17 protein-coding genes are annotated in these 23,340 nt (G+C 62.4%); 10 read left to right on the top strand and 7 right to left on the bottom strand.

All coding sequences use genetic code 11. From position 1 onward, the window contains the following. Positions 1–124 precede the first annotated feature (124 nt). The 4 genes from ACI2KG_RS21945 (at position 125) to ACI2KG_RS21930 (ending at position 3,709) form a co-directional block, all read left to right on the top strand. On the top strand, positions 125–613 hold the full coding sequence (locus ACI2KG_RS21945; protein WP_201207811.1) for a DUF3015 domain-containing protein: 489 nt from the start codon (positions 125–127) through the stop codon (positions 611–613). A gap of 72 nt (positions 614–685) precedes the next feature. Next, positions 686–2,539, top strand: coding sequence for a DUF4105 domain-containing protein (locus tag ACI2KG_RS21940; protein ID WP_404663273.1), 1,854 nt, complete (start codon positions 686–688; stop codon positions 2,537–2,539). A 248-nt stretch (positions 2,540–2,787) separates the two neighbouring features. Next, positions 2,788–3,144, top strand: a complete 357-nt coding sequence (locus ACI2KG_RS21935; protein ID WP_404663280.1) for a hypothetical protein — start codon at positions 2,788–2,790, stop codon at positions 3,142–3,144. A gap of 67 nt (positions 3,145–3,211) precedes the next feature. Next, positions 3,212–3,709, top strand: a complete 498-nt coding sequence (locus ACI2KG_RS21930; RefSeq protein ID WP_404663272.1) for a GreA/GreB family elongation factor — start codon at positions 3,212–3,214, stop codon at positions 3,707–3,709. 131 nt (positions 3,710–3,840) lie between these two features. Here the strand turns inward: ACI2KG_RS21930 and gdhA are convergent, their stop codons facing one another. The 3 genes from gdhA to ACI2KG_RS21915 all read right to left on the bottom strand — a co-directional run bounded on the left by gdhA (position 3,841) and on the right by ACI2KG_RS21915 (position 7,881). Next, positions 3,841–5,181, bottom strand: coding sequence for an NADP-specific glutamate dehydrogenase (gene gdhA, locus ACI2KG_RS21925; RefSeq protein ID WP_404663271.1), 1,341 nt, complete (start codon positions 5,179–5,181; stop codon positions 3,841–3,843). A gap of 314 nt (positions 5,182–5,495) precedes the next feature. Then, positions 5,496–7,163, bottom strand: coding sequence for an energy-dependent translational throttle protein EttA (gene ettA, locus ACI2KG_RS21920; RefSeq protein ID WP_016392862.1), 1,668 nt, complete (start codon positions 7,161–7,163; stop codon positions 5,496–5,498). A 301-nt stretch (positions 7,164–7,464) separates the two neighbouring features. Next, on the bottom strand, positions 7,465–7,881 hold the full coding sequence (locus ACI2KG_RS21915) for a hypothetical protein (protein WP_404663270.1): 417 nt from the start codon (positions 7,879–7,881) through the stop codon (positions 7,465–7,467). A gap of 248 nt (positions 7,882–8,129) precedes the next feature. On the opposite strand from ACI2KG_RS21915, the gene ACI2KG_RS21910 reads away from it, so the two are divergent. The 4 genes from ACI2KG_RS21910 to ACI2KG_RS21895 all read left to right on the top strand — a co-directional run bounded on the left by ACI2KG_RS21910 (position 8,130) and on the right by ACI2KG_RS21895 (position 15,279). Further along, positions 8,130–11,960, top strand: a complete 3,831-nt coding sequence (locus ACI2KG_RS21910) for an EAL domain-containing protein (protein ID WP_404663269.1) — start codon at positions 8,130–8,132, stop codon at positions 11,958–11,960. A gap of 284 nt (positions 11,961–12,244) precedes the next feature. After that, positions 12,245–13,498, top strand: a complete 1,254-nt coding sequence (glyA, locus tag ACI2KG_RS21905; RefSeq protein WP_110996555.1) for a serine hydroxymethyltransferase — start codon at positions 12,245–12,247, stop codon at positions 13,496–13,498. 142 nt (positions 13,499–13,640) lie between these two features. Then, positions 13,641–14,234, top strand: coding sequence for a hypothetical protein (locus ACI2KG_RS21900; protein ID WP_404663268.1), 594 nt, complete (start codon positions 13,641–13,643; stop codon positions 14,232–14,234). Between the two features lie 91 nt (positions 14,235–14,325). Then, on the top strand, positions 14,326–15,279 hold the full coding sequence (locus ACI2KG_RS21895; RefSeq protein WP_404663266.1) for an arsenic resistance protein: 954 nt from the start codon (positions 14,326–14,328) through the stop codon (positions 15,277–15,279). A gap of 15 nt (positions 15,280–15,294) precedes the next feature. Here the strand turns inward: ACI2KG_RS21895 and aceE are convergent, their stop codons facing one another. Next, the gene (gene aceE, locus ACI2KG_RS21890) at positions 15,295–17,967 is read right to left on the bottom strand and encodes a pyruvate dehydrogenase (acetyl-transferring), homodimeric type (RefSeq protein WP_404663265.1); all 2,673 of its coding nucleotides are present in this window, start codon (positions 17,965–17,967) and stop codon (positions 15,295–15,297) included. A 166-nt stretch (positions 17,968–18,133) separates the two neighbouring features. Here aceE and ACI2KG_RS21885 point away from each other — a divergent pair, with 166 nt between their 5' ends. Then, positions 18,134–18,580 carry a MarR family winged helix-turn-helix transcriptional regulator gene (locus ACI2KG_RS21885; RefSeq protein WP_404663264.1) on the top strand — a complete coding sequence of 149 codons (447 nt, stop codon included), beginning with the start codon at positions 18,134–18,136 and terminating at the stop codon, positions 18,578–18,580. Between the two features lie 2 nt (positions 18,581–18,582). Here ACI2KG_RS21885 and ACI2KG_RS21880 read toward each other — a convergent pair whose 3' ends face one another. From ACI2KG_RS21880 to ACI2KG_RS21870, 3 genes are all read right to left on the bottom strand, one after another. After that, on the bottom strand, positions 18,583–19,635 hold the full coding sequence (locus ACI2KG_RS21880; RefSeq protein ID WP_404663263.1) for a transketolase-like TK C-terminal-containing protein: 1,053 nt from the start codon (positions 19,633–19,635) through the stop codon (positions 18,583–18,585). A gap of 201 nt (positions 19,636–19,836) precedes the next feature. Further along, positions 19,837–19,980 (bottom strand): hypothetical protein, encoded by a 144-nt coding sequence (locus tag ACI2KG_RS21875; RefSeq protein ID WP_404663262.1) that lies wholly within the window; start codon positions 19,978–19,980, stop codon positions 19,837–19,839. Positions 19,981–20,110: 130 nt separating this feature from the next. Then, positions 20,111–21,040: a malate dehydrogenase gene (locus ACI2KG_RS21870; RefSeq protein WP_404663261.1), complete on the bottom strand. Its 930-nt coding sequence runs from the start codon at positions 21,038–21,040 to the stop codon at positions 20,111–20,113. A gap of 462 nt (positions 21,041–21,502) precedes the next feature. Between ACI2KG_RS21870 and ACI2KG_RS21865 the strand changes: the two genes are divergently transcribed. Beyond that, positions 21,503–22,888: a GntP family permease gene (locus ACI2KG_RS21865; RefSeq protein ID WP_404663260.1), complete on the top strand. Its 1,386-nt coding sequence runs from the start codon at positions 21,503–21,505 to the stop codon at positions 22,886–22,888. The last annotated feature ends 452 nt before the right edge of the window (positions 22,889–23,340 follow it).

The following is a 23,340-nucleotide window of genomic DNA, read 5'->3' as shown; positions in this document are numbered from 1 at the left end:
AACAACGCAACCTTTAGATCGTGCCTAAACTCCAAGCTGCGCGGGTGGGTGAAATGCTTTCCCGACCTGGCAACCGAGTTGCCAGAAACCCTGACCCTTGGTTAAGACAAAGAGAACAAATGCTATGAAACGGATTCTTCTGGGTACTCTGTTCACCGTGGTTTCTCTGAATGCAATGGCAGAAGCACCAGGCGGCCCGAACTGCGGCTGGGGCAACATGTTGTTCGAAGGCCAGCGTGGCACGCCGGCACACTTCCTGGCTTCCACCACCAACGGCACTTCCGGTAACGCCACCTTCGGCATGACCTCCGGCACCAACGGCTGCTCGACCAAGGCTTCGCTGACGTACGGCGGCAAGTCCTGGTTCGCCATGAACGGCATGATGAACGAGCTGTCCGAAGACATGGCCATGGGCCAGGGCGAAGCGCTGACCACCTACGCCGTGGTGCTTGGCGTGGCCCCGGAAGACCGCGTTTACTTCAACTCGGTCACCCACCAGCACTTCAGCCAGATCTTCAGCAGCGCCGACGTCACTGCCGAAACTGTCCACAGCAACACCCTGGCCGTTCTGAAGAGCGACCCACGCCTGGCCAAATACGCTACCGAGGCCTAAGCACTGCTGCTCCCGCCCCAACCCGGGGCGGGTTTCGCCTTTTTCGGCATCGTTTAGAAGTAGTTGCCCGATATGCTCAAACGCCTCGCTGCCCTGGCGCTATGTGCCTGCGCCCCTGTTCATGCCGCACCCGTGCTGGATCAAGGCCGTCTCCAGCAACTGGCCAACACCCCTTACTGGATTGCCCTGGGCCATTACGAAACCGCCAAGCTCGGTGGCTGGCGCAGCTATGTGGACGACGATGCGTTCTTCCTGGCCAAGGACGGCGCGCACCACCCCGACCAGGAGCTGCAAGCCACGGTCGAAGCGCTGTATGCCCCGGCCAGCCTTGGTGACAAGCACGCCCAGTGCGTATTCCCGGCGCGCACCCGCTGGCTGCGTGAGCAACTGAACCTGCAGGACCTGCCGCAACCGGATTGCCAGGAGTTCAAGACCTGGTACACGTCGATCGACCCGCACAGCGCCGCGCTGATCTTCCCGGCGGCCTACCTGAACAGCCCGTCGTCGATGTTCGGCCACACCCTGCTGCGCATCGACCAGTCCAACACCCGCAGCGACGACACTACGCTGCTGAGCTACGCGATCAACTTCGGTGCCTATATCGAAGGCAGCGACAACAGCATCCTGTATGCCTGGAAAGGCCTGATGGGTGGCTACCCGGGGCTGTTCGCAATGATGCCCTACCAGGAAAAACTCTCCGAATACCGCAGCCTGGAAAACCGCGACCTGTGGGAATACCAGCTGGACCTGACCCCGCAAGAAACCGGGCGCATGGTCGAACACGTATGGGAGCTGAAGCAGATCCAGTTCGACTACTTCTTCTTCGACGAAAACTGCTCGTACCGCCTGCTGGAGCTGCTGCAAGTAGCCCGGCCGAGCCTGGACCTGACGTCGCAGTTCCCCTTGACCGCCATCCCCACCGACACGGTGAAGGCGGTGAAGCAGTCGGGCATGGTCGCCAGTGAAACCTACCGGCCCTCGCGCGAACGGGAACTGCTGGCCCGCGCCGAGCCGCTCGACCATGACGAGAAGCGCCAGGTGCTGGCCGTAAGCGCCGACACCGCGCAACTGCAAAGCCCCGACTTCAAAGCCCTGCCCCGCGAACGCCAGGCGCTGGTGCAGGATGCCGCCTATCGCCTGGAGCGCTACCGGGCCAATGGCCAGGAGCGCGACCCTGGGCAGGCCACGCGCAGCTTCGAATTGCTGCGGGCGATCAACAGCAACCCGCCGCCACCGCTGCAGATCGAGCGCCCCGGCCTGCCCGAGGACGGCCATGACTCGCGCACCTGGCAGCTAGGCGTGGGTACCCGCGAAGACCGCGCCTATGCCGAGTACGGCCTGCGCATGGCCTACCACGACCTGAACGACAACGCCTACGGCTTCCCGTTGGGCGCGCAGATCGAAATCCTGCAACTGAAGGTGCGACAGTACGAAGGCAACGACTGGCAGGTACAGCGCCTGGACCTGGCCACCATTCGCTCGCTGACCCCGCGCAACGAACTGCTCAAGCCCTGGTCGTGGCAGGTGGCCGGCGGCCTGGAGCGAGTGCCGGGCAAGCACGATGACGAGGTGCTGGTAAGCCATGTGAATGGCGGCGCCGGTGGTACCTGGCAGTTGGCCGATGGCTTGCTGGGGTTTGCCCTGGGCACGGTGCGGGTCGAGCACCACAACGACTTCGCCCAGTTCATTGCCCCGGCGGCAGGGTTCAACGGTGGGCTGCTGTGGCGCAACGGGCTGGGCAACATGACGCTGGAGGCCAAGGGTGATTATTTCACCAATGGCGAGGTGCGGCGCAGTGTGAGCCTGAACCAGCAATGGGAGATCAGCCAGAACCTGGGGTTGCGCTTGAGTGCTTCGCGCGAGTTCAGCCATTTGGCCACGGCGCAGAATGAGGTGATGTTGGAACTGAAGTGGTATCACTATTAATCAGGTCTACGCGCACTTTGTAGGAGCGGCCTTGTGTCGCGATCGGGGTGCGAAGCGCCCCCAGATTCCAGCATCATACATAAATCGCCGGGGCCGCCTTGCGCCCCTATCGCGACACAAGGCCGCTCCTACATCAAGCGTGCCGAAGCTTCACAGTGTGCCCCAACCAACTCTTTGACACTGTTTTGACATCTCCCCGACAAATCGCCACCTAGACTGGCCAGTATCAACTGGAGGGTTTTGTGGTTATGTCGCGGTACTGGTTCGGCGTGTGCATTGCGTTGTTGCTGTCAGGTTGCGAGACCACCCACGAGCAAATGCTCAATCACGGCTACCCCCCTGCCTATGCCGATGGCTTCGAGGATGGCTGCAGCAGCGGCCACCAGGCGGCCGGAATGATGGTCGGCAACTTCCGCAAAGACGTGCCGCGCTATCTGCACGAGCACCCGTATGAAACCGGCTGGGACGATGGCTTCCGCCAATGCCAGGCCATGCAGAACAGCGAAGAACAGCGCCAGTACCACGAGCGCTTCTGGGACCAGCGCGACCGCGACTGGCAACAGGAAAAGGACCGTGACGCGGCCAAGGCCTACCGCCACAACTGAGTCGCAAACGGACATTCGATTAAACCTGTGGCCTGCCATGATGGTCTCCTGCACAAGGAGGCCCCGCATGAGCCGAGCATTCGTCAACGAAGACCAGGCCGCCGCCCAGGCCGACCAACCGGTCGAGCGGCGCGTCAGTCACCAAACCAACTACGTGACTGCCAGCGGCCTGCGCCAGCTGCAATTACGCGTGGCCGAACTGAATGCCTTGCGCGGCGAACTGCAGGCGCAGGGCGAGCGCGGCGACAAGCAGCGGCTGGCCGATACCGAGCGGGATCTGCGCTACTTCAGCGCACGGGTGCAAAGTGCACAGGTGGTGCCGGCGGCAACATCGCAGAGCAAGGTGCAGATTGGTAGCCGGGTGCGGTTTGTCGATGCGCAGGACCAGGCGCATGAAGTGCGGCTGGTGGGTGAGGATGAGGCGGATGCGGGGCGGGGGTTGATCAACTGGGGGTCGCCGTTGGGGCGGGCGTTACTTGGGGCCGGGCTTGGGGATGAGGTGGTTTGGCGGCGGCCGGTGGGGGAGCAAATCATCGAAGTTGTCGAAATTGAGGCTGAGCCCTAAAGGGGCCGCTGTGCGGCCCATCGCCGGCAAGCCAGCTCCCACAGGTACACCACAGGTCTCGAGGACAGTGATATCCCTGTGGGAGCTGGCTTGCCGGCGATGGGCTGCAAAGCAGCCCCAAAGGCCTCAGATCAGACCACGCCCTGAGCCAACATCGCATCAGCCACTTTCACAAAGCCGGCGATGTTCGCACCTTTGACGTAGTTGACCTTGCCATCCGCCTCTTCGCCGTAATGCACGCAGGCATGGTGAATCGACTGCATGATGTTGTGCAGCTTGCTGTCCACTTCACCGGCAGTCCACAGCAGGCGCATGGCGTTCTGCGACATTTCCAGGCCCGACACGGCCACGCCGCCGGCGTTGGAGGCTTTGCCCGGGGCGTACAGGATGCCGGCATCCAGGAAGATATCCACCGCTTCCAGGGTAGTCGGCATGTTGGCGCCTTCGGCCACGCAGATGCAGCCATTGCGCAGCAGGGTGCGGGCGTCTTCGGCGCCCAGTTCGTTCTGCGTCGCGCACGGCAGGGCGATGTCGCATGCCAGACTCCACGGGGTCTGGCCCTTGCGGAACTCCAGGCCGAACTGCCCGGCCAGCTCGCTGATACGGCCACGCTTGACGTTCTTCAGCTCCATCAGCGCGTCCCACTGGGCATCGGTCAGGCCGGCTTCAGCGTACAGGGTGCCTTCGGAGTCAGACAGCGAGATCACTTTGCCGCCCAGGTCCATGACCTTGCGTGCGGCGTACTGGGCAACGTTGCCCGAACCCGATATCGCCACGCGGCGGCCGTCGATACGCTTGCCCTGGCGCTTGAGCATTTCTTCGGCGAAGTACACACAGCCGTAGCCGGTGGCTTCCGGGCGAATCAGGCTGCCGCCGTAGGTCATGCCCTTGCCGGTCAGCACCGAGGTGAACTGGTTGGCCAGGCGCTTGTATTGGCCGAACATGAAGCCGATTTCGCGGGCACCCACGCCAATGTCACCGGCCGGTACGTCGCAGTCGGCGCCGATGTGGCGGTACAGCTCGCTCATGAACGCCTGGCAGAAGCGCATCACTTCGGCGTCGCTCTTGCCTTTCGGGTCGAAGTCCGAGCCGCCTTTGCCGCCACCCATGGGCAGCGAGGTCAGCGAGTTCTTGAACACCTGCTCGAAGGCCAGGAACTTCAGCACGCTGAGGTTCACCGACGGGTGGAAGCGCAGGCCGCCCTTGTACGGGCCAATGGCGCTGCTCATCTGGATGCGGTAGCCGCGGTTGACCTGCACCTTGCCCTGGTCATCGACCCAGGAAACACGAAACAGCACAGCACGCTCCGGCTCGACCATGCGCTCGAGGATACCGGCCTGCAGGTAATGGGGGTTGGCTTCAAGGAAGGGCCATAGCGTGCGCAGCACCTCTTCCACCGCCTGGTGGAATTCAGGTTGGCCTGGGTCGCGCTGCTGCAGGCGTGCAAGGAAATTATCGACAGATTCGATCATGATAGACATCTCACCGAAGGTTTTGGACTTATTGGTTTTTTCGGGAATGTACCAAGAAGCAATCGCACCGGAATAGGGCGAAATGTCGTTTTTTTGAAATTATTTGGTGCGTTTCTATAAATGTATACAAAAAGTGGGATTGGTGGTGGCTTCTTCGCGGGTAAACCCGCTCCCACAAGGTTTTTGCATAAGGCCTGAAACGGTGAGATTTCCTGTGGGAGCGGGTTCACCCGCAAAGAAGCCAGCGCCGCTTTTTAGTCAGGCACAAAAATGGGGCCACCGAGGGCCCCATTCTTGTGCATCACTAAGCTGGCTTACTGTGCCAGCTTTTTGTGCCGTACACGGTGCGGCTGGGCAGCAGCATCGCCGAGGCGTTTTTTGCGGTCAGCTTCGTACTCGGTGTAGTTACCCTCGAAGAAGACCACGTTCGAGTCATCTTCGTACGCCAGGATGTGGGTAGCCACACGGTCCAGGAACCAACGGTCGTGGGAAATCACGATCGCGGCGCCCGGGAAGTCCAGCAGGGCTTCTTCCAGCGAACGCAGGGTTTCGACGTCGAGGTCGTTGGACGGTTCGTCGAGCAGCAGGACGTTACCGCCCTCTTTCAGGGTCAGGGCCAGGTGCAGGCGGCCGCGCTCACCACCGGACAGGTCCTTGACGAACTTCTGCTGGTCGCCACCCTTGAAGTTGAAGCGGCCAACGTAGGTGCGCGACGGGATCTCGTAGTTGCCGATGCGGATCATGTCGGAGCCGTCGGAAACCTGCTGGAACACGGTCTTGCCGCCGTCCAGGTCCTCACGGCTCTGGTCGACGCAGGCCAATTGCACGGTTTCGCCGATCTCGATGCTGCCCGAATCCGGCTGTTCCTTGCCCATCAGCATGCGGAACAGGGTCGATTTACCGGCACCGTTACCGCCGATTACACCGACGATGGCGCCTTTGGGCATGGCGAACGACAGGTTGTCGATCAGCACGCGGTCGCCGTAGCCCTTGGTGACGTTCTTGAACTCGATGACCTTGTCGCCCAGGCGCGGACCGGCCGGGATGTAGATCTCGTTGGTTTCGCTGCGCTTCTGGAATTCCTGCGACTGCATTTCTTCAAAGCGCTGCAGACGGGCCTTCGATTTGGACTGACGAGCCTTGGCGCCTTTGCGCACCCACTCCAGTTCCTCTTTCATGGCCTTTTCGTGGGCGCTCTGCTGCTTGGATTCCTGCGCCAGGCGGTCCGACTTGGCTTCCAGCCAGCCCGAGTAGTTGCCTTCGTACGGGATGCCGGCGCCGCGGTCCAGTTCCAAAATCCAGCCAGCGACGTTGTCGAGGAAGTAACGGTCGTGGGTGATCGCAACCACGGTGCCCGGGAAGTCGTGCAGGAAGCGCTCCAGCCAGGCCACCGAGTCGGCGTCCAGGTGGTTGGTTGGTTCGTCGAGCAGCAGCATGTCGGGGGCCGACAGCAGCAGGCGGCACAGGGCCACACGGCGCTTCTCGCCACCGGACAGGTGTTCGATACGGGCGTCCCAGGCCGGCAGGCGCAGGGCGTCGGCGGCGACATCCAGCTGGCGCTCCAGGTTGTGGCCGTCGGCGGCCTGCAGGATGGCTTCCAGCTTGGCCTGTTCGGCGGCCAGCTTGTCAAAGTCGGCATCCGGGTCGGCGTAGGCGGCGTAGACCTCGTCCAGGCGGGCCTGGGCGTCCTTGATCACGCTGACCGCTTCCTCGACTACTTCGCGAACCGACTTGTTCGGGTCAAGTTGCGGTTCCTGTGGCAGGTAACCGACGTTGATGTCGGGCATCGGACGGGCTTCGCCGTCGAATTCCTTGTCGACGCCCGCCATGATCCGCAGCAGGGTCGATTTACCGGCGCCGTTCAGGCCGAGCACGCCAATCTTGGCGCCCGGGAAGAACGACAGGGAAATGTTCTTGAGAATTTCCCGCTTCGGCGGCACGACCTTGCTCAGCCGATGCATGGTGTAGACGTATTGAGCCAAAACCAAGCCCTCTAATCAGATAAGTAAAGACATCGACGATCGCCCCGACGCGCTGTGGCCAGGGGGATGTGTTTACGGGGTGTCATTGAACAAAGTCGACCATTCTACGCCAACGCGCGGCGTTGCATAGGAGGGGCGATGGTGGGGTGGGTTCAGTGGGATCCCTGGAGGTTTTTATTGCCTGTGCCGGCCTCTTCGCGGCTAAAGCCGCTCCTACAGGGATATCACAGGGTTCGATCACTGTACCGTCCTGTAGGAGCGGCTTTAGCCGCGAAGGGGCCAGCACAGCAAAAGAGATGCCTCAGACTTTACGCTGTTTGCCCTTGCCCCGCGGCAACCGGCACCGGTCGCCCTGCTCGGCCAGGCGCGCAGCCCAGGCGGATTTCACGCTGAAGCCACCGCTACGGGCAGGCTGCTGCTCTACCGCATGGGCCGGCTTGGCAGCCGCAGGCGCAGTACTGACAACCTTTGCAGCAGGCTTGTTCGCCGCGACTACCTCAGCCACGGCAACGGCCGGCGCTGCTGCCGCCTTGGCGGTCTTGCGCAGTTCAGCCAGCGAGGGGGCCTTGCTCTTGGCGGTGGCAGCCGCGTCAGGTTTGACCAGCGAGCGCTGGCAAGACTTGCAGGATACGTCCTCGGTCACGGCAGTGCTGACAAGGGTCTGACTGCTGCGCCCACAGGCGGAATCGAGGCCATTGGAGGAAAAGTGAGTAACCAAAAGCGAACATCTCCGATGCGTTGTCATGTATAGCGGGCGCTATTCTCGCACAGGTTGCAGGGGCTTGCCGAACCACCGGGCAGCCGCCATCGGTCTACACGGCTGGCACTTTGCCATAATCCTAGGCATGCTAGCCCGTTTCAAGTGTCCGGCCTTATAGTGCGCCACCGCGGTGCGGCAGCCAGACACCGGCATACACCGTGCATGCTCCGTCCCTGCCATCGCCAGCCCAATCGCAGGATCAACGCTTGACCAATCTTACTCATCCGTCGTCACTGCGTTCCGCACCACAAGCGCCCGCCGCTAGCCTGCGCGGGTCGATCAAAGGTGCGCTGGCGCTGCTGGCCCTGATCCTGCTGGGCCTGCTGCTGTGGCAGCTGTTCGCCCAGTTCAACCACACCCAGGCCGACCTGCGTAAACAAAGCCTGGATGCCTCCGCGGAACTGGCCGACCACCTGGGCCTGAACATGGCGTTCAAGGCCCAGCAGGCGGTGAACGTTGTGCAGCCGTATGTCAATGCGCCGACGCCCACCGCCCTGCCCAGCCTGCTGACGACCCTGCGCGAGCGCTTGCCCGCCCTGCAAAGCGTGGCCTGGCTGGACAGCAGCGGGCAGTTGCGCGCCGATAGCCTGGCCGGCAGCCCTGACCGCCAGTTGCTTGACGAATTGCTCACACTGAACCAGGGCCGACCGTACTTCTTCACCAATTCGCCCGACAACCGCACCCTGTACCTGCTGCTGCGCCAGGCCGCCGAACAGGACCGCGGCTACTGGTTGCTGCGCCTGTCACCGGACTACTACCGCGAGCTCACCCTGCACCTTGATGGCGGCGGCCACCCGCTGTGGCTGCTGGAAAACAGCCGCAGCGGCGAGGTGCTGCAACGCCATGCCCCATCCGACACCAGCGATGCGCCGCTGCAAAGCGTAATGCTGGCTTTTATCGACAACAGCACCTGGCAGTTGCGCGGCCTGTTCGATGCCAAGCTGACCCAGCAGAAATTGCTACCGGCGCTGATCGGCAAATGCCTGCTGGTGCTGGTCTGTGCCCTGCTGCCGGTGCTGGCGCTGATCAACATGCGCCGCCGCCAGCGCGCGCTGCAGGAAGACCGCCGGCGCTACCAGGAAATTTTCGAAGGTACCGGCGTAGCCTTGTGCGTACTCGATCTGTCCAGCCTGCCCGGCCAGCTCGACCGTTACCACCTGCGCAACCACGCGGCACTCAAGCACAGCCTGGCGCTGGACCCGAACCTGCGCCGCTCGCTGCTGCTGGAGTTGAAGATCACCGAGGTCAACCAGGTGGCGCGCCAGCTGCTGAACATCGACTGCCACGAAGGCGCCTGGCAGCGGCTGATCGACGGCACCGGCGATGGCCGCGACAGCGTCGGCATGCAACTGATCGACGCACTGATCGAGCAACGCCAGCTGCTGGAACTGGAAGTGCGCCTGCCGGCGCCATTGGGCGGCGAGCTGCACCTGTGGCTAATGGCGCGCCTGCCGCTGCAACGCCGTGACTACCAGGCGGTGATCCTCAGCATCAGCGACATCACCAGCCGCAAGCAGGTGGAGTTGTCGCTGCTGGAGCGCGAAGGCTTCTGGTCGGACGTGGTCCGCACCGTGCCCGACCAGTTGTACGTGCAGGACGTGCAGAGCCAGCGAATGATTTTCAGCAATCGCCACCTCGGCCAGACCCTGGGCTACGACCGTACCGAGCTGGCACAGATGGGCGATCGTTTCTGGGAACTGCTGCTGCACCCCGAAGACGCCGCTCACTACCAGGCACTGCGCCATCAACAGCGCGACAGCGGCCATGACCAACCGCTGCACTGCCAGTTGCGCTTCCGCCACCGTGACGGTGGCTGGCGCTGCTACGACATTCGCGAGCAAGTGCTGACCCGCGACGCCGAAGGCCTGGTAACCCGCATCATCGGCGTCGGCAAGGACGTCACGGTGCAGATCGAAGCCAGCCAGTCGCTGCGCGACAGCGAGCAACGCTACCGCATGCTCGCCGAAAGCATCAGCGACGTGATCTTCTCCACCGACAGCCTGCTCAAGCTCAACTATGTCAGCCCTTCGGTACAAAACGTACTGGGCTACCAGGCCGACTGGATCTTCGCCAACGGTTGGCAATCGATCATCGCCAACCCGGCCCAGCTCACCGGCATCTACAGCCTGATGGAGCGCGTCAGCAACGCCATGGGCGACCCTGCCCAACTGGCGCAACTGCGCAGCCAGCTGCCAACCCAGCTGTTCCTGTTCGACTGCCTGCGCGGCGATGGCCGCAAGATCCCGATCGAGCTGCGCCTGGTACTGGTGTGGGACGACGACCAGCGCTTCGAGGGCGTACTCGGGGTAGGCCGCGACATCAGCCAGCAACGCCGTGCTGAAAAAGACCTGCGCATGGCCGCCACGGTATTCGAACACTCCACCTCGGCGATTCTCATCACCGACCCGGCCGGCTATATCGTCCAGGCCAACGAGGCGTTCAGCCGCGTCAGCGGGTATGCGGTGAGCGATGTGCTTGACCAGTTGCCCGGCATGCTAGTGGTAGACGAACAGCAGGAAGGCCACCTGGGCTATATCCTCAAGCAGCTTAACCAACGCGGCAGTTGGGAGGGCGAGGTGTGGCTGCGCCGCCGGGATGGCGACCACTACCCGGCCTGGGTCGGCATTACTGCAGTACTCGATGACGAAGGCGACCTGGCCAGCTACGTGTGCTTCTTTACCGACATCAGCGAACGCAAGGCCAGTGAGCAACGCATTCACCGCCTGGCCTACTACGACGCCCTCACCCACCTGCCCAACCGTACGCTGTTCCAGGACCGCCTGTACAATGCCTTGCAGCAGGCCGAGCGGCAAAAGGCCTGGGTGGTGCTGATGTTCCTCGACCTCGACCGTTTCAAGCCGATCAACGACTCCCTCGGCCATGCCGCCGGCGACCGCATGCTCAAGGACATGGCCCTGCGCCTGCTGGCCTGCGTGGACGACGACGACACCGTGGCGCGCATGGGCGGCGACGAATTCACCTTGCTGCTACAACCGCGCGCCACCCGCGAAATGGCCCTGAACCGCGCCATCCACGTGGCCGAGAACATCCTGGGCAGCCTGGTGCGGCCGTTCGTGCTGGAAAACCGCGAATTCTTCGTCACTGCCAGTATCGGCATCGCCCTCAGCCCGCAGGATGGCAGCGAGCTGAGCCAGCTGATGAAAAACGCCGACACCGCCATGTACCACGCCAAGGAACGGGGCAAGAACAACTTCCAGTTCTACCAGGCCGAAATGAACGCCAGTGCCCTGGAGCGCCTGGAACTGGAAAGCGACCTGCGCCATGCCATGGAGCAGAACGAATTCATCCTCTACTACCAGCCGCAGTTCAGCGGCGACGGCAAGCGCCTGACCGGTGCCGAAGCGCTGCTGCGCTGGCGTCACCCGACCCGCGGCCTGGTGCCACCGGGCGACTTCATCCCGGTAATCGAGGAACTGGGCCTGGTAGTGGACGTGGGTGACTGGGTACTGCGCGAGGCCAGCCGCCAGCTCAAGGCTTGGCACAAGGCCAAGGTGCGCGTGCCGAAGGTGTCGGTGAACATCTCGGCGCGGCAGTTCTCCGACGGCCAGCTGGGCACGCGGATTGCCACCATCCTTGAGGAAAGCGGGCTGCCGCCGGCGTGCCTGGAGCTGGAACTGACCGAAAGCATCCTGATGCGCGAGGTGAACGAGGCGCTGCAAATTCTCGCCAGCCTGAAAAACCTCGGCCTGAGCATTGCCGTGGATGACTTTGGCACCGGCTACTCGTCGCTCAACTATCTCAAGCAGTTCCCCATTGATGTGCTGAAGATCGACCGCACCTTCGTGGACGGCCTGCCCGAAGGCGAACAGGACGCGCAGATTGCCCGGGCGATCATCGCCATGGCCCACAGCCTGAACCTGGCGGTGATTGCCGAGGGCGTGGAAACCCACGAGCAACTGGAGTTCCTGCGCGAGCACGGGTGCGACGAAGTGCAGGGCTACCTGTTCGGGCGGCCGATGCCGGCGCATCAGTTCGAGGCGCAGTTCGCCAACGAGACGTTGTTCATGTTCCATTGATGCTGCCTGCACTGGCCTCATCGCCGGCAAGCCAGCTCCCACAGAATTGCACATGGTTTGGAGTGGGTGCGGTCGGTGTGGGAGCCGGCTTGCCGGCGATGGGGCGCCGAGAGCCCCCAAAAAACCGGACTTTCAAGTCAACTCGAATGCCCGCCCAGCCCAGACACGGCGCGGGATGCAACATGAAGCCCATTGGTCCGCGACTTGATGCCACTTCATATGCCAGCCGCGAATCAATCGGTTAGAATGCCCGCCTAACTCACCCCCGATCCTTGAGGACCGCCATGTTCAGCCGTGATTTGACCATTGCCAAGTACGACGCCGAGCTCTTCGAAGCCATGCAGCAAGAAGCCCTGCGCCAGGAAGAGCATATCGAGCTGATCGCTTCGGAAAACTACACCAGCCCGGCAGTCATGGAAGCCCAGGGCTCGGTGCTGACCAACAAGTACGCCGAAGGCTACCCAGGCAAGCGCTACTACGGTGGTTGCGAGTACGTCGACGTCGTCGAGCAACTGGCCATCGACCGCGCCAAGGAACTGTTCGGCGCCGACTACGCCAACGTCCAGCCACACGCCGGCTCCCAGGCCAACGCTGCCGTCTACCTGGCCCTGCTGTCGGCCGGTGACACCATCCTGGGCATGAGCCTGGCCCACGGTGGCCACCTGACCCACGGCGCCTCGGTAAGCTCCTCGGGCAAGCTGTACAACGCCATCCAGTACGGCATCGACGGCAACGGCCTGATCGACTACGACGAAGTCGAGCGCCTGGCAGTTGAACACAAGCCGAAAATGATCGTTGCCGGCTTCTCGGCCTACTCGCAGGTGCTGGACTTCGCCCGCTTCCGCGAAATCGCCGACAAGGTCGGTGCTTACCTGTTCGTGGACATGGCCCACGTTGCCGGCCTGGTTGCCGCTGGCGTGTACCCGAACCCTGTGCCGTTCGCCGACGTGGTTACCACCACCACTCACAAGACCCTGCGCGGCCCGCGCGGCGGCCTGATCCTGGCCCGTGCCAACGCCGACATCGAGAAGAAGCTCAACTCTGCTGTCTTCCCAGGCGCCCAGGGCGGCCCGCTGGAGCACGTCATCGCTGCCAAGGCCATTTGCTTCAAGGAAGCCCTGCAGCCTGAATTCAAGGCTTACCAGCAGCAAGTCGTGAAGAACGCCCAGGCCATGGCCAGCGTGTTCATCGAGCGTGGTTTCGACGTGGTTTCCGGCGGTACCCAGAACCACCTGTTCCTGCTGTCGCTGATCAAGCAGGAAATCTCCGGTAAGGACGCTGACGCCGCCCTGGGCAAAGCCTTCATCACCGTGAACAAGAACTCGGTACCGAACGACCCACGTTCGCCTTTCGTCACCTCGGGCCTGCGTTTCGGCACCCCAGCCGTTACCACCCGTGGCTTCAAGGAAGCCGAGTGCAAGGAACTGGCCGGCTGGATTTGCGACATCCTGGCAGACCTGAACAACGAAGCGGTGATCGACGCCGTGCGTGAGAAGGTCAAGGCCATCTGCAAGAAGCTGCCGGTTTACGGCAACTGATAGGCGCTTAGCCTGCAGTGAACAAGCCCGGCCCAGTGCCGGGCTTTTTCGTTTTCGGCCACCGGGCGGAACCCGTTCCGAATGGGCGCTTCATTGCGGTCGGCTTAGTCTGCCCCTTCTTGTCCCCAACCGGAAACACACCATGGTCGACCATAAGGCACTGTCATTCACCGCAACACTGGAACTAAGCGACTGCCCGCTGAATACGCTGGACAGCATTTCTACAGGGCCAATTCTCCTCAGTAACCCCATCAACGGGGTTGGTCCCGGCATCGACGGCAGCGGTGCTATCGGCATGTTCAATTGCTCGGATGAAGATTGGCAACTGGGCACAGACACTGGGCTGATCACCTTTGACAAAGGCCCCGGCGCACTGCCCCTCCTGTTGTACTTCCGCCATTTTGATGAGGGTTACAGGCTGTACGTGCGCAGCGGCAAGCACTCAGGCGAAGGCGTATTCGCCAATGACAATGGTTTGATAAACGTCCAGCCGATAAAAGCCAGCGATCCCTGCCTGTGGAAAGTACTCAATGCTCAAACCGGGCAACCCTTCGATCTTACCCAATGCGATGGCGCTGATTGTGATATCAAGTTGGTGAGTGCCAAGGGCCACCCGGTCGAGCCTCAGTACCTCTACCCCGTGGGCGCATTTCTGGCCTGTTACCCTGCGGCCCATCAAGGTGAATTGGGCCTGGTCATTCAAGAACGCGGAGTCGATTGGCTCAACGCGCAATGACGCACCTCAACTTGCAATCAAATGCGCGCCCTCACCGGCCGTAACGTATTACCCTGTGTCCCTTTCTCCACCCGCGGACACAGGCCCTACATTGACCAGAGAGCAACTCGAAACCCGGCAAATCCCGATCTACTTCGCCGCCGTGCTCGCCGCCGTCGCCTTCGGCCTGTTGGCCAGCGACACTGCACGCCAGCTGGAGGCCCTGGTCACCCCCGCCATCGCCGTGTTGATGTACGCGATGTTCCTGCAGATCCCTTTCCTTGATCTGCGCCAGGGTTTGGGCAACCGCCGCTTCATCGCCGCCCTGCTGCTGGCCAACTTCATCCTGGTGCCGCTGCTGGTATGGGCAATCACCCGTGGGCTGGTCGCACACCCGGCAATCCTCGTCGGTGCCTTGCTGGTGCTGCTCACACCGTGCATTGACTACGTGGTGGTGTTCACCCACATCGGCAAGGGTGACTCGCGCCTGACCTTGGCCGCCACCCCCGTGTTGCTGTTGCTGCAACTGGTGCTGTTGCCGGTGTTCCTGGCGCTGATGCTGGGTGACAGCAACAACGTGGCCATCTCAATCACCCCGTTCGTGGAAGCCTTCGTGCTGCTGATCGTGTTGCCAATGGCGCTTGCCATACTCACCAGCGCCGGCGCCCGTCGCTTACGTGCAGTCTCGACCTGGTACAATGCCTGGGCCTGGCTGCCGGTGCCGGCGATGGCCCTGGTGCTGGTTGTGGTGATCGCTTCGCAGATTGCCGCGGTACTGCACGACTTCGAGCGCTTGCTGCCGGTGATTCCGGTGTACATCGGCTTCATGCTGCTGGCGCCAGCCATAGGCTTCGTCTCGGCCCGGCTGCTGCGCCTGCCGGCCACCGAGGCACGCTCGGTAACCTTCAGCGCCGCCACGCGCAACTCGCTGGTGGTGCTGCCGCTGGCGCTGGCACTGCCTGAAGACATGCGCAGCCTGGCGGCAGCGGCCGTCATCACCCAGACACTGCTCGAACTGGTGGCCGAGCTGATCTATGTGCGGGCAGTGCCCCGGCTGGTGCACTGACCCGCCGCGCTTCACTTACACTTTGGCAGGGTCCGGTTTGTCGGCATTGATACCCAACGCTTCGATCGCCTTGGCCAGCAGCGCCCGCTCGACAACACCCTCATCGGCCAGCGCCTTGAGCGCAGCCAGCACGATGAACTGGCGGTCGACCTCGAAGTGCCGGCGTAGCGCCTCACGGGTATCGGACTGGCCAAAGCCGTCGGTGCCCAGCGCAACGAAACGCCGGTCATCCAGCCATGGGCGGATCTGGTCAGCGTGGATCTTGATGTAGTCCGTCGCCACTACCACTGGGCCGGCATGGCCCTGCATAACCTGCCGCACATACGGCACCTTGGGCGCTTCGAGTGGGTGCAGCAGGTTCCAGCGCTCGATCGCCTGCGCTTCACGGCGCAGCTCGGTCAGGCTGGTGGCACTCCAGATCTCGCTGCCTACGCCGTAGTCCCGCTCAAGGATCTCAGCCGCCGCGATCACCTCCGGCAAGATTGCACCACTGCCCATCAACTGGACACGGCGCTGGCCATCCTCGACCTTGGTCTCGATCGGCAAACGGTAAAGCCCCTTGAGAATGCCCTGCTCGCAACCTTCGGGCATGTCCGGGTGCGCGTAGTTCTCGTTGAGCACGGTGATGTAATAGTAGATGTCCTCCTGCTCGGCATACATGCGGCGCATGCCGTCCTGGATGATCACCGTCAGTTCGTAGGCGTAGGTCGGGTCGTAGGACACACAGCACGGCACCGTCGCCGACATCACGTGGCTGTGGCCATCGTCATGCTGCAGGCCCTCGCCCATCAGCGTGGTGCGCCCGGAAGTAGCGCCCAGCAGGAAGCCACGGGCGCGGGCATCACCTGCCGCCCATAGCAGGTCACCGACCCGCTGGAAGCCGAACATCGAGTAGAAGATATAGAACGGCACGGCCATCACGCCATGGTTGGCGTAGGCCGTACTGGCCGCGATCCACGACGAGGTCGCCCCGGACTCGTTGAGGCCCTCCTGCATGATCTGGCCGTCGATGCTTTCCTTGTAATACGACAAGGTACCGGCGTCCTGCGGGGTATACAGCTGGCCGACATGCGAGTGGATACCCACCTGGCGGAACATGCCCTCCATGCCGAAGGTGCGTGACTCGTCCGGCACGATCGGCACCACCTGGCGGCCGATGTTCGGGTCCTTGAGCAAGGCGCTGAGCAAGCGGACGAAGGCCATGGTGGTGGAAATCGCCCGGCCGTTGGTGCCCTTGGTGTGGCTCTCGAGCGCTGCCAGTGACGGCACCTGCAGCGGCTCGATTGCGGCATGCCGGGCCGGCACCTGGCCGCCCAATGCCTCGCGGCGGGCTTTCAGGTAATTGGCATCAACGCTGTCCGGGGCCGGGCGCAGGTACGGCAAATCGCCGAGTTGCTCGTCAGACAGGTCCAGGCTGAAACGGTCGCGGAATGCCTTGACCGCGGACTCGCCGATCTTCTTCAGCTGGTGGTTGATGTTCTGCGCCTCGCCCGCCTCCCCCAGGCCGAAGCCCTTGACGGTCTTGGCCAGGATCACGGTCGGGCGCCCCTGGTGGCTAACCGCACTGGCATAGGCGTTGTACACCTTGACCGGGTCGTGGCCACCCCGGGCGAGCTTCCAGATCTGCTCGTCGGTCATGTCGCTGACCATTTCCAGCAGTTCCGGGTACTTGCCGAAGAAGTGCTCGCGCACATAGGCGCCATCCTGCGACTTGAAGGCCTGGTACTCGCCATCGACGCATTCCATCATGCGTTGGCGCAGCAAGCCGGTGGCATCCTTGGCCAGCAGGCGGTCCCACCCGCTGCCCCACACCACCTTGATCACGTTCCAGCCGGCGGCGCGGTAGATGGCCTCGAATTCCTGGATCACCTTGCTGTTACCGCGCACCGGGCCGTCCAGGCGCTGCAGGTTGCAGTTGACCACGAAGATCAGGTTGTCGAGGCGCTCGCGGCCGGCCAGGGAAATGGCCGCCAACGATTCCGGCTGGTCCATCTCGCCGTCACCGAGGAAGGCCCATACCTTGCGGCCCTGGTGCGCCTTCAGGCCTCGGTCTTCCAGGTAACGCATGAAGCGCGCCTGGTACGCCGAGGTAATCGGCCCGAGGCCCATCGACACCGTCGGGTACTGCCAGAAGTCCGGCATCAGCCGCGGGTGCGGGTAAGACGAAATGCCATCGCGGTCGGTTTCACGGCGGAAGTTGTCCAACTGCTCTTCGCTCAGGCGCCCTTGAGTGAAGGCGCGACCATAGATACCAGGCGCCGAGTGCCCCTGGATGTACACCAGGTCACCCGCGAACTGCTCTGTGCGGCCACGGAAGAAATGGTCAAAGCCCACGTCGTACAGCACCGCCGCCGACGCATAGGTAGCAATGTGGCCGCCGACATTGGAGTGTTTACCGGCGCGCAGCACCATGGCCAGCGCGTTCCAGCGAATGTAGCCATTCAGGCGCTTCTCGATTTCCAGGTTGCCGGGGTAAGGCAGTTCACGCTCCGGGCTGATGGTGTTGACGTAGGGCGTAGTGATGCGGCCGTGCAGGTCGCCGTGCAGCGACACGTCGAAGTCCAGCAGCTTGTCGATCAGGAAGTGCGCACGTGGGCGGCCTTCTACTTTTACGACGGACTCGATCGAATCGATCCACTCCCGCGTTTCTTGCGGGTCGGCATCATGAAGCAGGGCATTTCGAACCATGGCGCAATCTCCTTGATTGGTCGGCGTCCGGGCGTGATCGCCAGCAGCCAGTTGTTGCAAGTGCAATTGAATTTAGCCCCCAGGACGATATGATTGCAACTGCAATAAAGCACGCATGGCAAAAAATGTTGCAAAAGCAACAACATTTTCAATTTTGGGATATCACATGCCGAGCAAGACCCCAGACCTCTGGTTCAGCTTCGTACGCGCCCACCGCAGCCTGATCCGCGAGATCGAACGCCGGCTCAGCGAGCAGGACTTGCCCCCTTATGCGTGGTACGACGCACTCTGGGGCATCGAGAGCGGCACCGACGGCTGCCGGCGCATGCACGAGCTGGCAGATGTGATGGCAATCGAGCGCTACAACCTGACCCGCCTGGTCGACCGGCTGGAGAAGGAAGGCCTGGTCGAGCGAATCAAGGCCATGGATGACGCCCGCGGCGCGGTGGCGCAGATCACCGACAGTGGCCGCAAGCTGCGCAAGCGCATGTGGAAAGTTTACAAACAGGCGGTCGATGAACTGTTCCTGGCCCAGTTCGACGAGGAACAGCAAAAAGCCTTTTCCGAAGCCCTGGAGGGCGCTATCGGTAACGCCCGTCAACACTCACGCTAGGCTCAGCACAGGTTGTAGCGCTGCAAGGCCTGGTCCAGCACACCTGCGTCAATGACCGACTGCCGGGCCAGCGCCTGCAAGGCGAGGTACGTTATCCAGTGCCGATCGGGGCGCTGGCCCGGTTGCAACGTATCGGCACCCAGCGCAGTGAATGGCGCGCTGACATGCCCAGACAGTTGCCCGGCGACGAACTCTGCATAGCCGGTGACTGCAATGATCGGCAGTTGGCTACCGCCCAGGCAGTGCTGCAGATACGAGCGGCGTTGGCGACGCTTCTGGCGTTGCACAGCGGCAGCATCACGGGCCAGGCGCGTATAACTGGGGCAACTCCAGATTTCACTGGTCACGCCCCAGTCGCGCTCAAGCAACCCGGCTGCTGCCTGCACTTCGCGCAACACCTGCCCGGCCCCCAACAGCCGTACCTGAGGGGTGCCCCCAACCTCACGCAACAGCGGATACATGCCCAGATAAGCCCGGCTGCGATCACAGTCAAGCTTGTCGCCCGGCTCGTCATGCAAGGTCATGTAGCAAAAACCGGTTAGCCCTTTCAGGTACAGCTCGCGCAAGGCACCACTGAGAATCACCCGGGCCTCGTCGCCGCAGGCCGGGTCATACGGCATGCACTGCGGGTTCGATGCCAGCCACATCGGCAACCACGGGTGCGCGCCCTTGGCCCAGCGCGACGGGCTCGACTCGATGTCGTTGAGGAAGATGCCACGCTGCGCCGTCTGGTTGGTCAGCATCGACAAGCGCGCCGACGTGGGCGACTGGGTCAGGTAGAGCATCGGCCGCTCGTCGGCACGGGCACCTTGGCTGAACCATAGCGGCCAGGCACTTACCGGCGTATCCGCCTGCTGCTCGCTGGAACGGTCATCGATCAGCCACAACTGGCCACCGACCTGCGGGTCCTTGCGCATGCGCTTGATCAGGTCCAGTACGGTGAACAGCGGCGAGCTGCGCGAGCCCTGCAGCCGCGCCGACTCGTCGATATGACGCAGGCAGGCTTCGGCTGCGGATTCAGTGCGGGTGGTGCGTTGAAGACCCAGGTTGTCCATTGCAAAAATCCCTCGATGCACAGGCGCGTGCATCATGTGATAGCGCAATGAAGTTGCAATTGCAACAACAATCCCCCTTATCAGTTGTAGGTCACACTCCCACAGGGACAGCGCTGGCCCGTAGGAGCGGGTTTACCCGCGAAGCAACCAACACGGTGTATCGGTGTTCGCGGCCAAGGCCGACAAGGTCCAGTGCCAGGCTCAGAACCTGGCCCGCAACGCCACGTTGAAGTTGCGCGGCTCGCCATAGAAGTTCCAGTAGTTGGGGTTGCCCAGGGTCTGGTAGTACTTCTTGTCGAACACGTTATCCAGGTTGTACTGCAGCTCGAGGTGTTTGCTGATCAAGCCAGCTCCCACAGGTACTCCACTGCCCTCGAGCACGGTGATTATCCTGTGGGAGCTGGCTTGCCGGCGATGGGGCGCAACGCGGCCCAATTGGCTTGACTGACCGGCATTAACCCAAGCCCCGCCTCGCTCACAGCGCCTTCATCTCGGCAATATCCCTCGCCACCTGATCTGCAGAGTGGTCAAACATGGCCTGCTCCTGCGCATCCAGCGGCAATTCGATCACCCGCGCCAGCCCCTGCTCTGCCAGTACACAGGGCACACCCATGGCGATGTCGTTGCGTCCGTACTCACCTTCAAGAATCGCCACCGCCGGCAGAATGCGGTTTCGCCCATTGGCGATGGCATCGACCATCTGCGCAATGGCCACGCCCGGTGCATCGCAGGCGCTGCCCATCTTCTTCAAACCCAGGATCTCGCCGCCGCCCTTGCGCGTGCGTTCGACAATCTGCTCGATCTGCTCGGCGGACAGGAAGTGGGACAACGGCACCGAGCCAATCTGGCAGTAGCGCATCAGCGGCACCATGCTGTCGCCATGCCCGCCCAGCACCAGCGCGGTGATATCCCGGGCTGAAAACCCGGTCTGTTCGGCAATGAAGCACTTCATGCGCGCGGTATCCAGCACACCCGCCTGCCCGAACACCTTGTCGCGTCCAAGGCCGCTCACGCTCCAGGCGCGATAGGTCAGCACATCGACCGGGTTGGACACCACCAGCACCGTGGCAGCCGGTGCGTGGCGTTTGATATCCGCCATGATGCCGTCGAGGATCGGCAGGTTGATACTCAGCACATCCTGGCGCGACTGGCCGGGCTTGCGTGGCACGCCTGCGGTAATCACCACCAGCTCGGAACCGTCGAGCATCTCGGCCTTGGCCCCGCCGTAAACCCGGGTGTCGGAACCCGACTCAACAGCGGCCTGCCACACGTCCAGCGCCTTGCCCTGCGCCAGCTCACCCTGCACATCCATCAACACCAGTTCACGGCACAGCTCATCCCGCGCAATGATCTGCGCCGCGGCTTCGCCGACCAGGCCGGCCCCTACGATTGTCAATTTGTTCACCAGACACCTCCCAGCGGCGCGTGCCACCAGGAACACGCCTGCGTATAGAGAGAAGTATTGCTCGCTGGGGCTAAAAGGCCACCCTGGGTGATTCGCCAAACCTGTCATGAGCCACTGTCATGCACCCCTGTGGGCTTCAGCCGCGAACACCGGCAAAGCCGGTGCCATCCACCGCGTCGCCTCCTTCGCGGGTAAACCCGCTCCTACAGGGGATCAACGCATCTCTCAAGCTACGACGACGTTCACTTGACACTGTCCGGTTGAAGCCCGAATACTTTGCAAAGATTCATATAGATGACCAAATAACAAGGTGAATCGCTTCATGTATACCCTCCACCGAAATCCACTTGCCCTGCGCATTCCCTCCTTCAGCCGGCCCCAGTTCCAGCCCTCGCTAGTTCGGCTCTTACGCATTCAAATCCTTAGTGCCGCCAGAACACCTGCCCAACCGAGATTCCCTGAATGACTCCCTTAGATATACAGCTACTGCTGACCGCATTGGTCAGTGTCCTGGTGCTGGTGGCGCTGATCGTGTCGCGCCTCAAGATGCACCCGCTTCTGGCCTTGTTGGTGGTGTCCATTGGCGTCGGTTTCGCGACCCAGATGGAGCCAGGCAGCATCGTCTCGCACCTGCTCACCGGCGCCGGCAAGACCTTGGGTGCGGTCGGGGTGGTGATCGCGCTGGGCGCAATGCTCGGCAAGATCCTGGCTGACGCGGGTGTTACCGAACAGGTCGCGGATGTGATCCTCAAGCGCACGTCGGACCGGATGATTCCCTGGGCGATGATGCTGGTTGCTTTTGTCATTGGCATCCCGATGTTCTTCGAGGTGGGCCTGGTGATCATGCTGCCGCTGATCTTCAGCGTGGCGCGAAAGCTGGAAAGCAAAGCTCGCTTCAAAGGTTCGGCGTATGTGTATGTAGGTGTGCCGGTCATTTCCGCACTTGCCGCCATGCACGGCATGGTACCGCCGCACCCTGGCCCGCTGACCGCCATCGCCGTGCTCAAGACCTCGGTCGGGCCGACCATGCTGTATGGCTTCCTTGCCGCGATCCCGGCGATGATCCTGGGTGGCCCGCTGTATGGCCTGTTCATTTCGCAGCGCATGAGCACCCGCCCCGATCAGGCATTGCTGGACCAGTTCACCCTGGCTGAGAAAACCGATGATCAACCCCGCCCCGGCGTACTGGTCGGCATGCTGGCCGCGTTGCTGCCGGCGATCCTGATGCTGGTGCATGCCGTCGCCGAAATGCTGCTGCCCAAGGACAATGCGCTGCTGCAAATGGCCAGCTTCCTCGGTAACCCGCTGATCGCCATGCTGCTGGGCGTGCTGTTCGCAGGCTTCAGCCTGGTACTGGCGCGCGGTGGCGACGCTGAACAACTGCGCGATGCGCTGGGCAAAAGCCTCAAACCAATCGCCTCGATCATCATGATCATCGCCGGCGGCGGCGCCTTCCAGGAGATGCTGACCAGCGCCAAGGTAGGCGACGCCATCGTGCACCTGACCCAGCAGTCTGCCTTCCCGCCGTTGATTCTGGGATGGCTGATCGCAATGCTGTTGTCGGTGTCCACCGGCTCTGCCACGGTCGGCATCGTCGGCGCCGCCGGCTTGCTGGCGCCACTTGCCGGTGCCGACCCCAGCCTGAACCTGCCATTGCTGGCCCTGTCCATCGGCTGCGGTTCGCTGTTCTTCAACTATGCCAACCATGCCGGTTTCTGGATGGTGAAGGAGTCGTTTGGCATGACCATGGGCGAAGCGACCAAGACCATTTCGGTGGTGCAGTCCATTGTGGCGGTGGTCGGTTTGATTGTGGTGTTGATGTTGAATACGGCGATTACCGTGAGCTGAATCGGCTTCGCCTGTAATACGTCGTTGACGCGGTCTCTGTGGGAGCCGCGCTTGCCGGCGATGGGTTGCGAAGCAGCCCCAATGCAGGCGGCGCCATTCTGACGGATTGTAATTGACTTGAGACTTTGGGGCCGCTGCGCAGCCCATCGCCGGCAAGCGCGGCTCCCACACCGAGTGCAGTGGGCTTGCGGGCAAAGTTCTCTGCTCGACAGCTCAGCCCGGAGGGGCTGGGTGATCTCCCACAGGAACTGCGCTGGCTTCGCGTTAACACTGTACCTGTAGGAGCGGCTTCAGCCGCGAACACGAGCGAAGCTCGTGCCAGCCACCGCAATGCCCGCCCATCATGGAACGGCACTGCGCTCCGATATTGACTCACCCTGTGTAGTCATCAGAAGATGACCCCATGACCACTTACAAGCGTGCAAAAATGATGCGCCCCATGATGACCGCCT

Origin of the sequence: Pseudomonas sp. NPDC089407, assembly GCF_044900445.1 — a bacterium.
Taxonomy (GTDB): Bacteria; Pseudomonadota; Gammaproteobacteria; order Pseudomonadales; family Pseudomonadaceae; genus Aquipseudomonas.
This window is presented reverse-complemented; position numbering and strand designations above follow the sequence as displayed.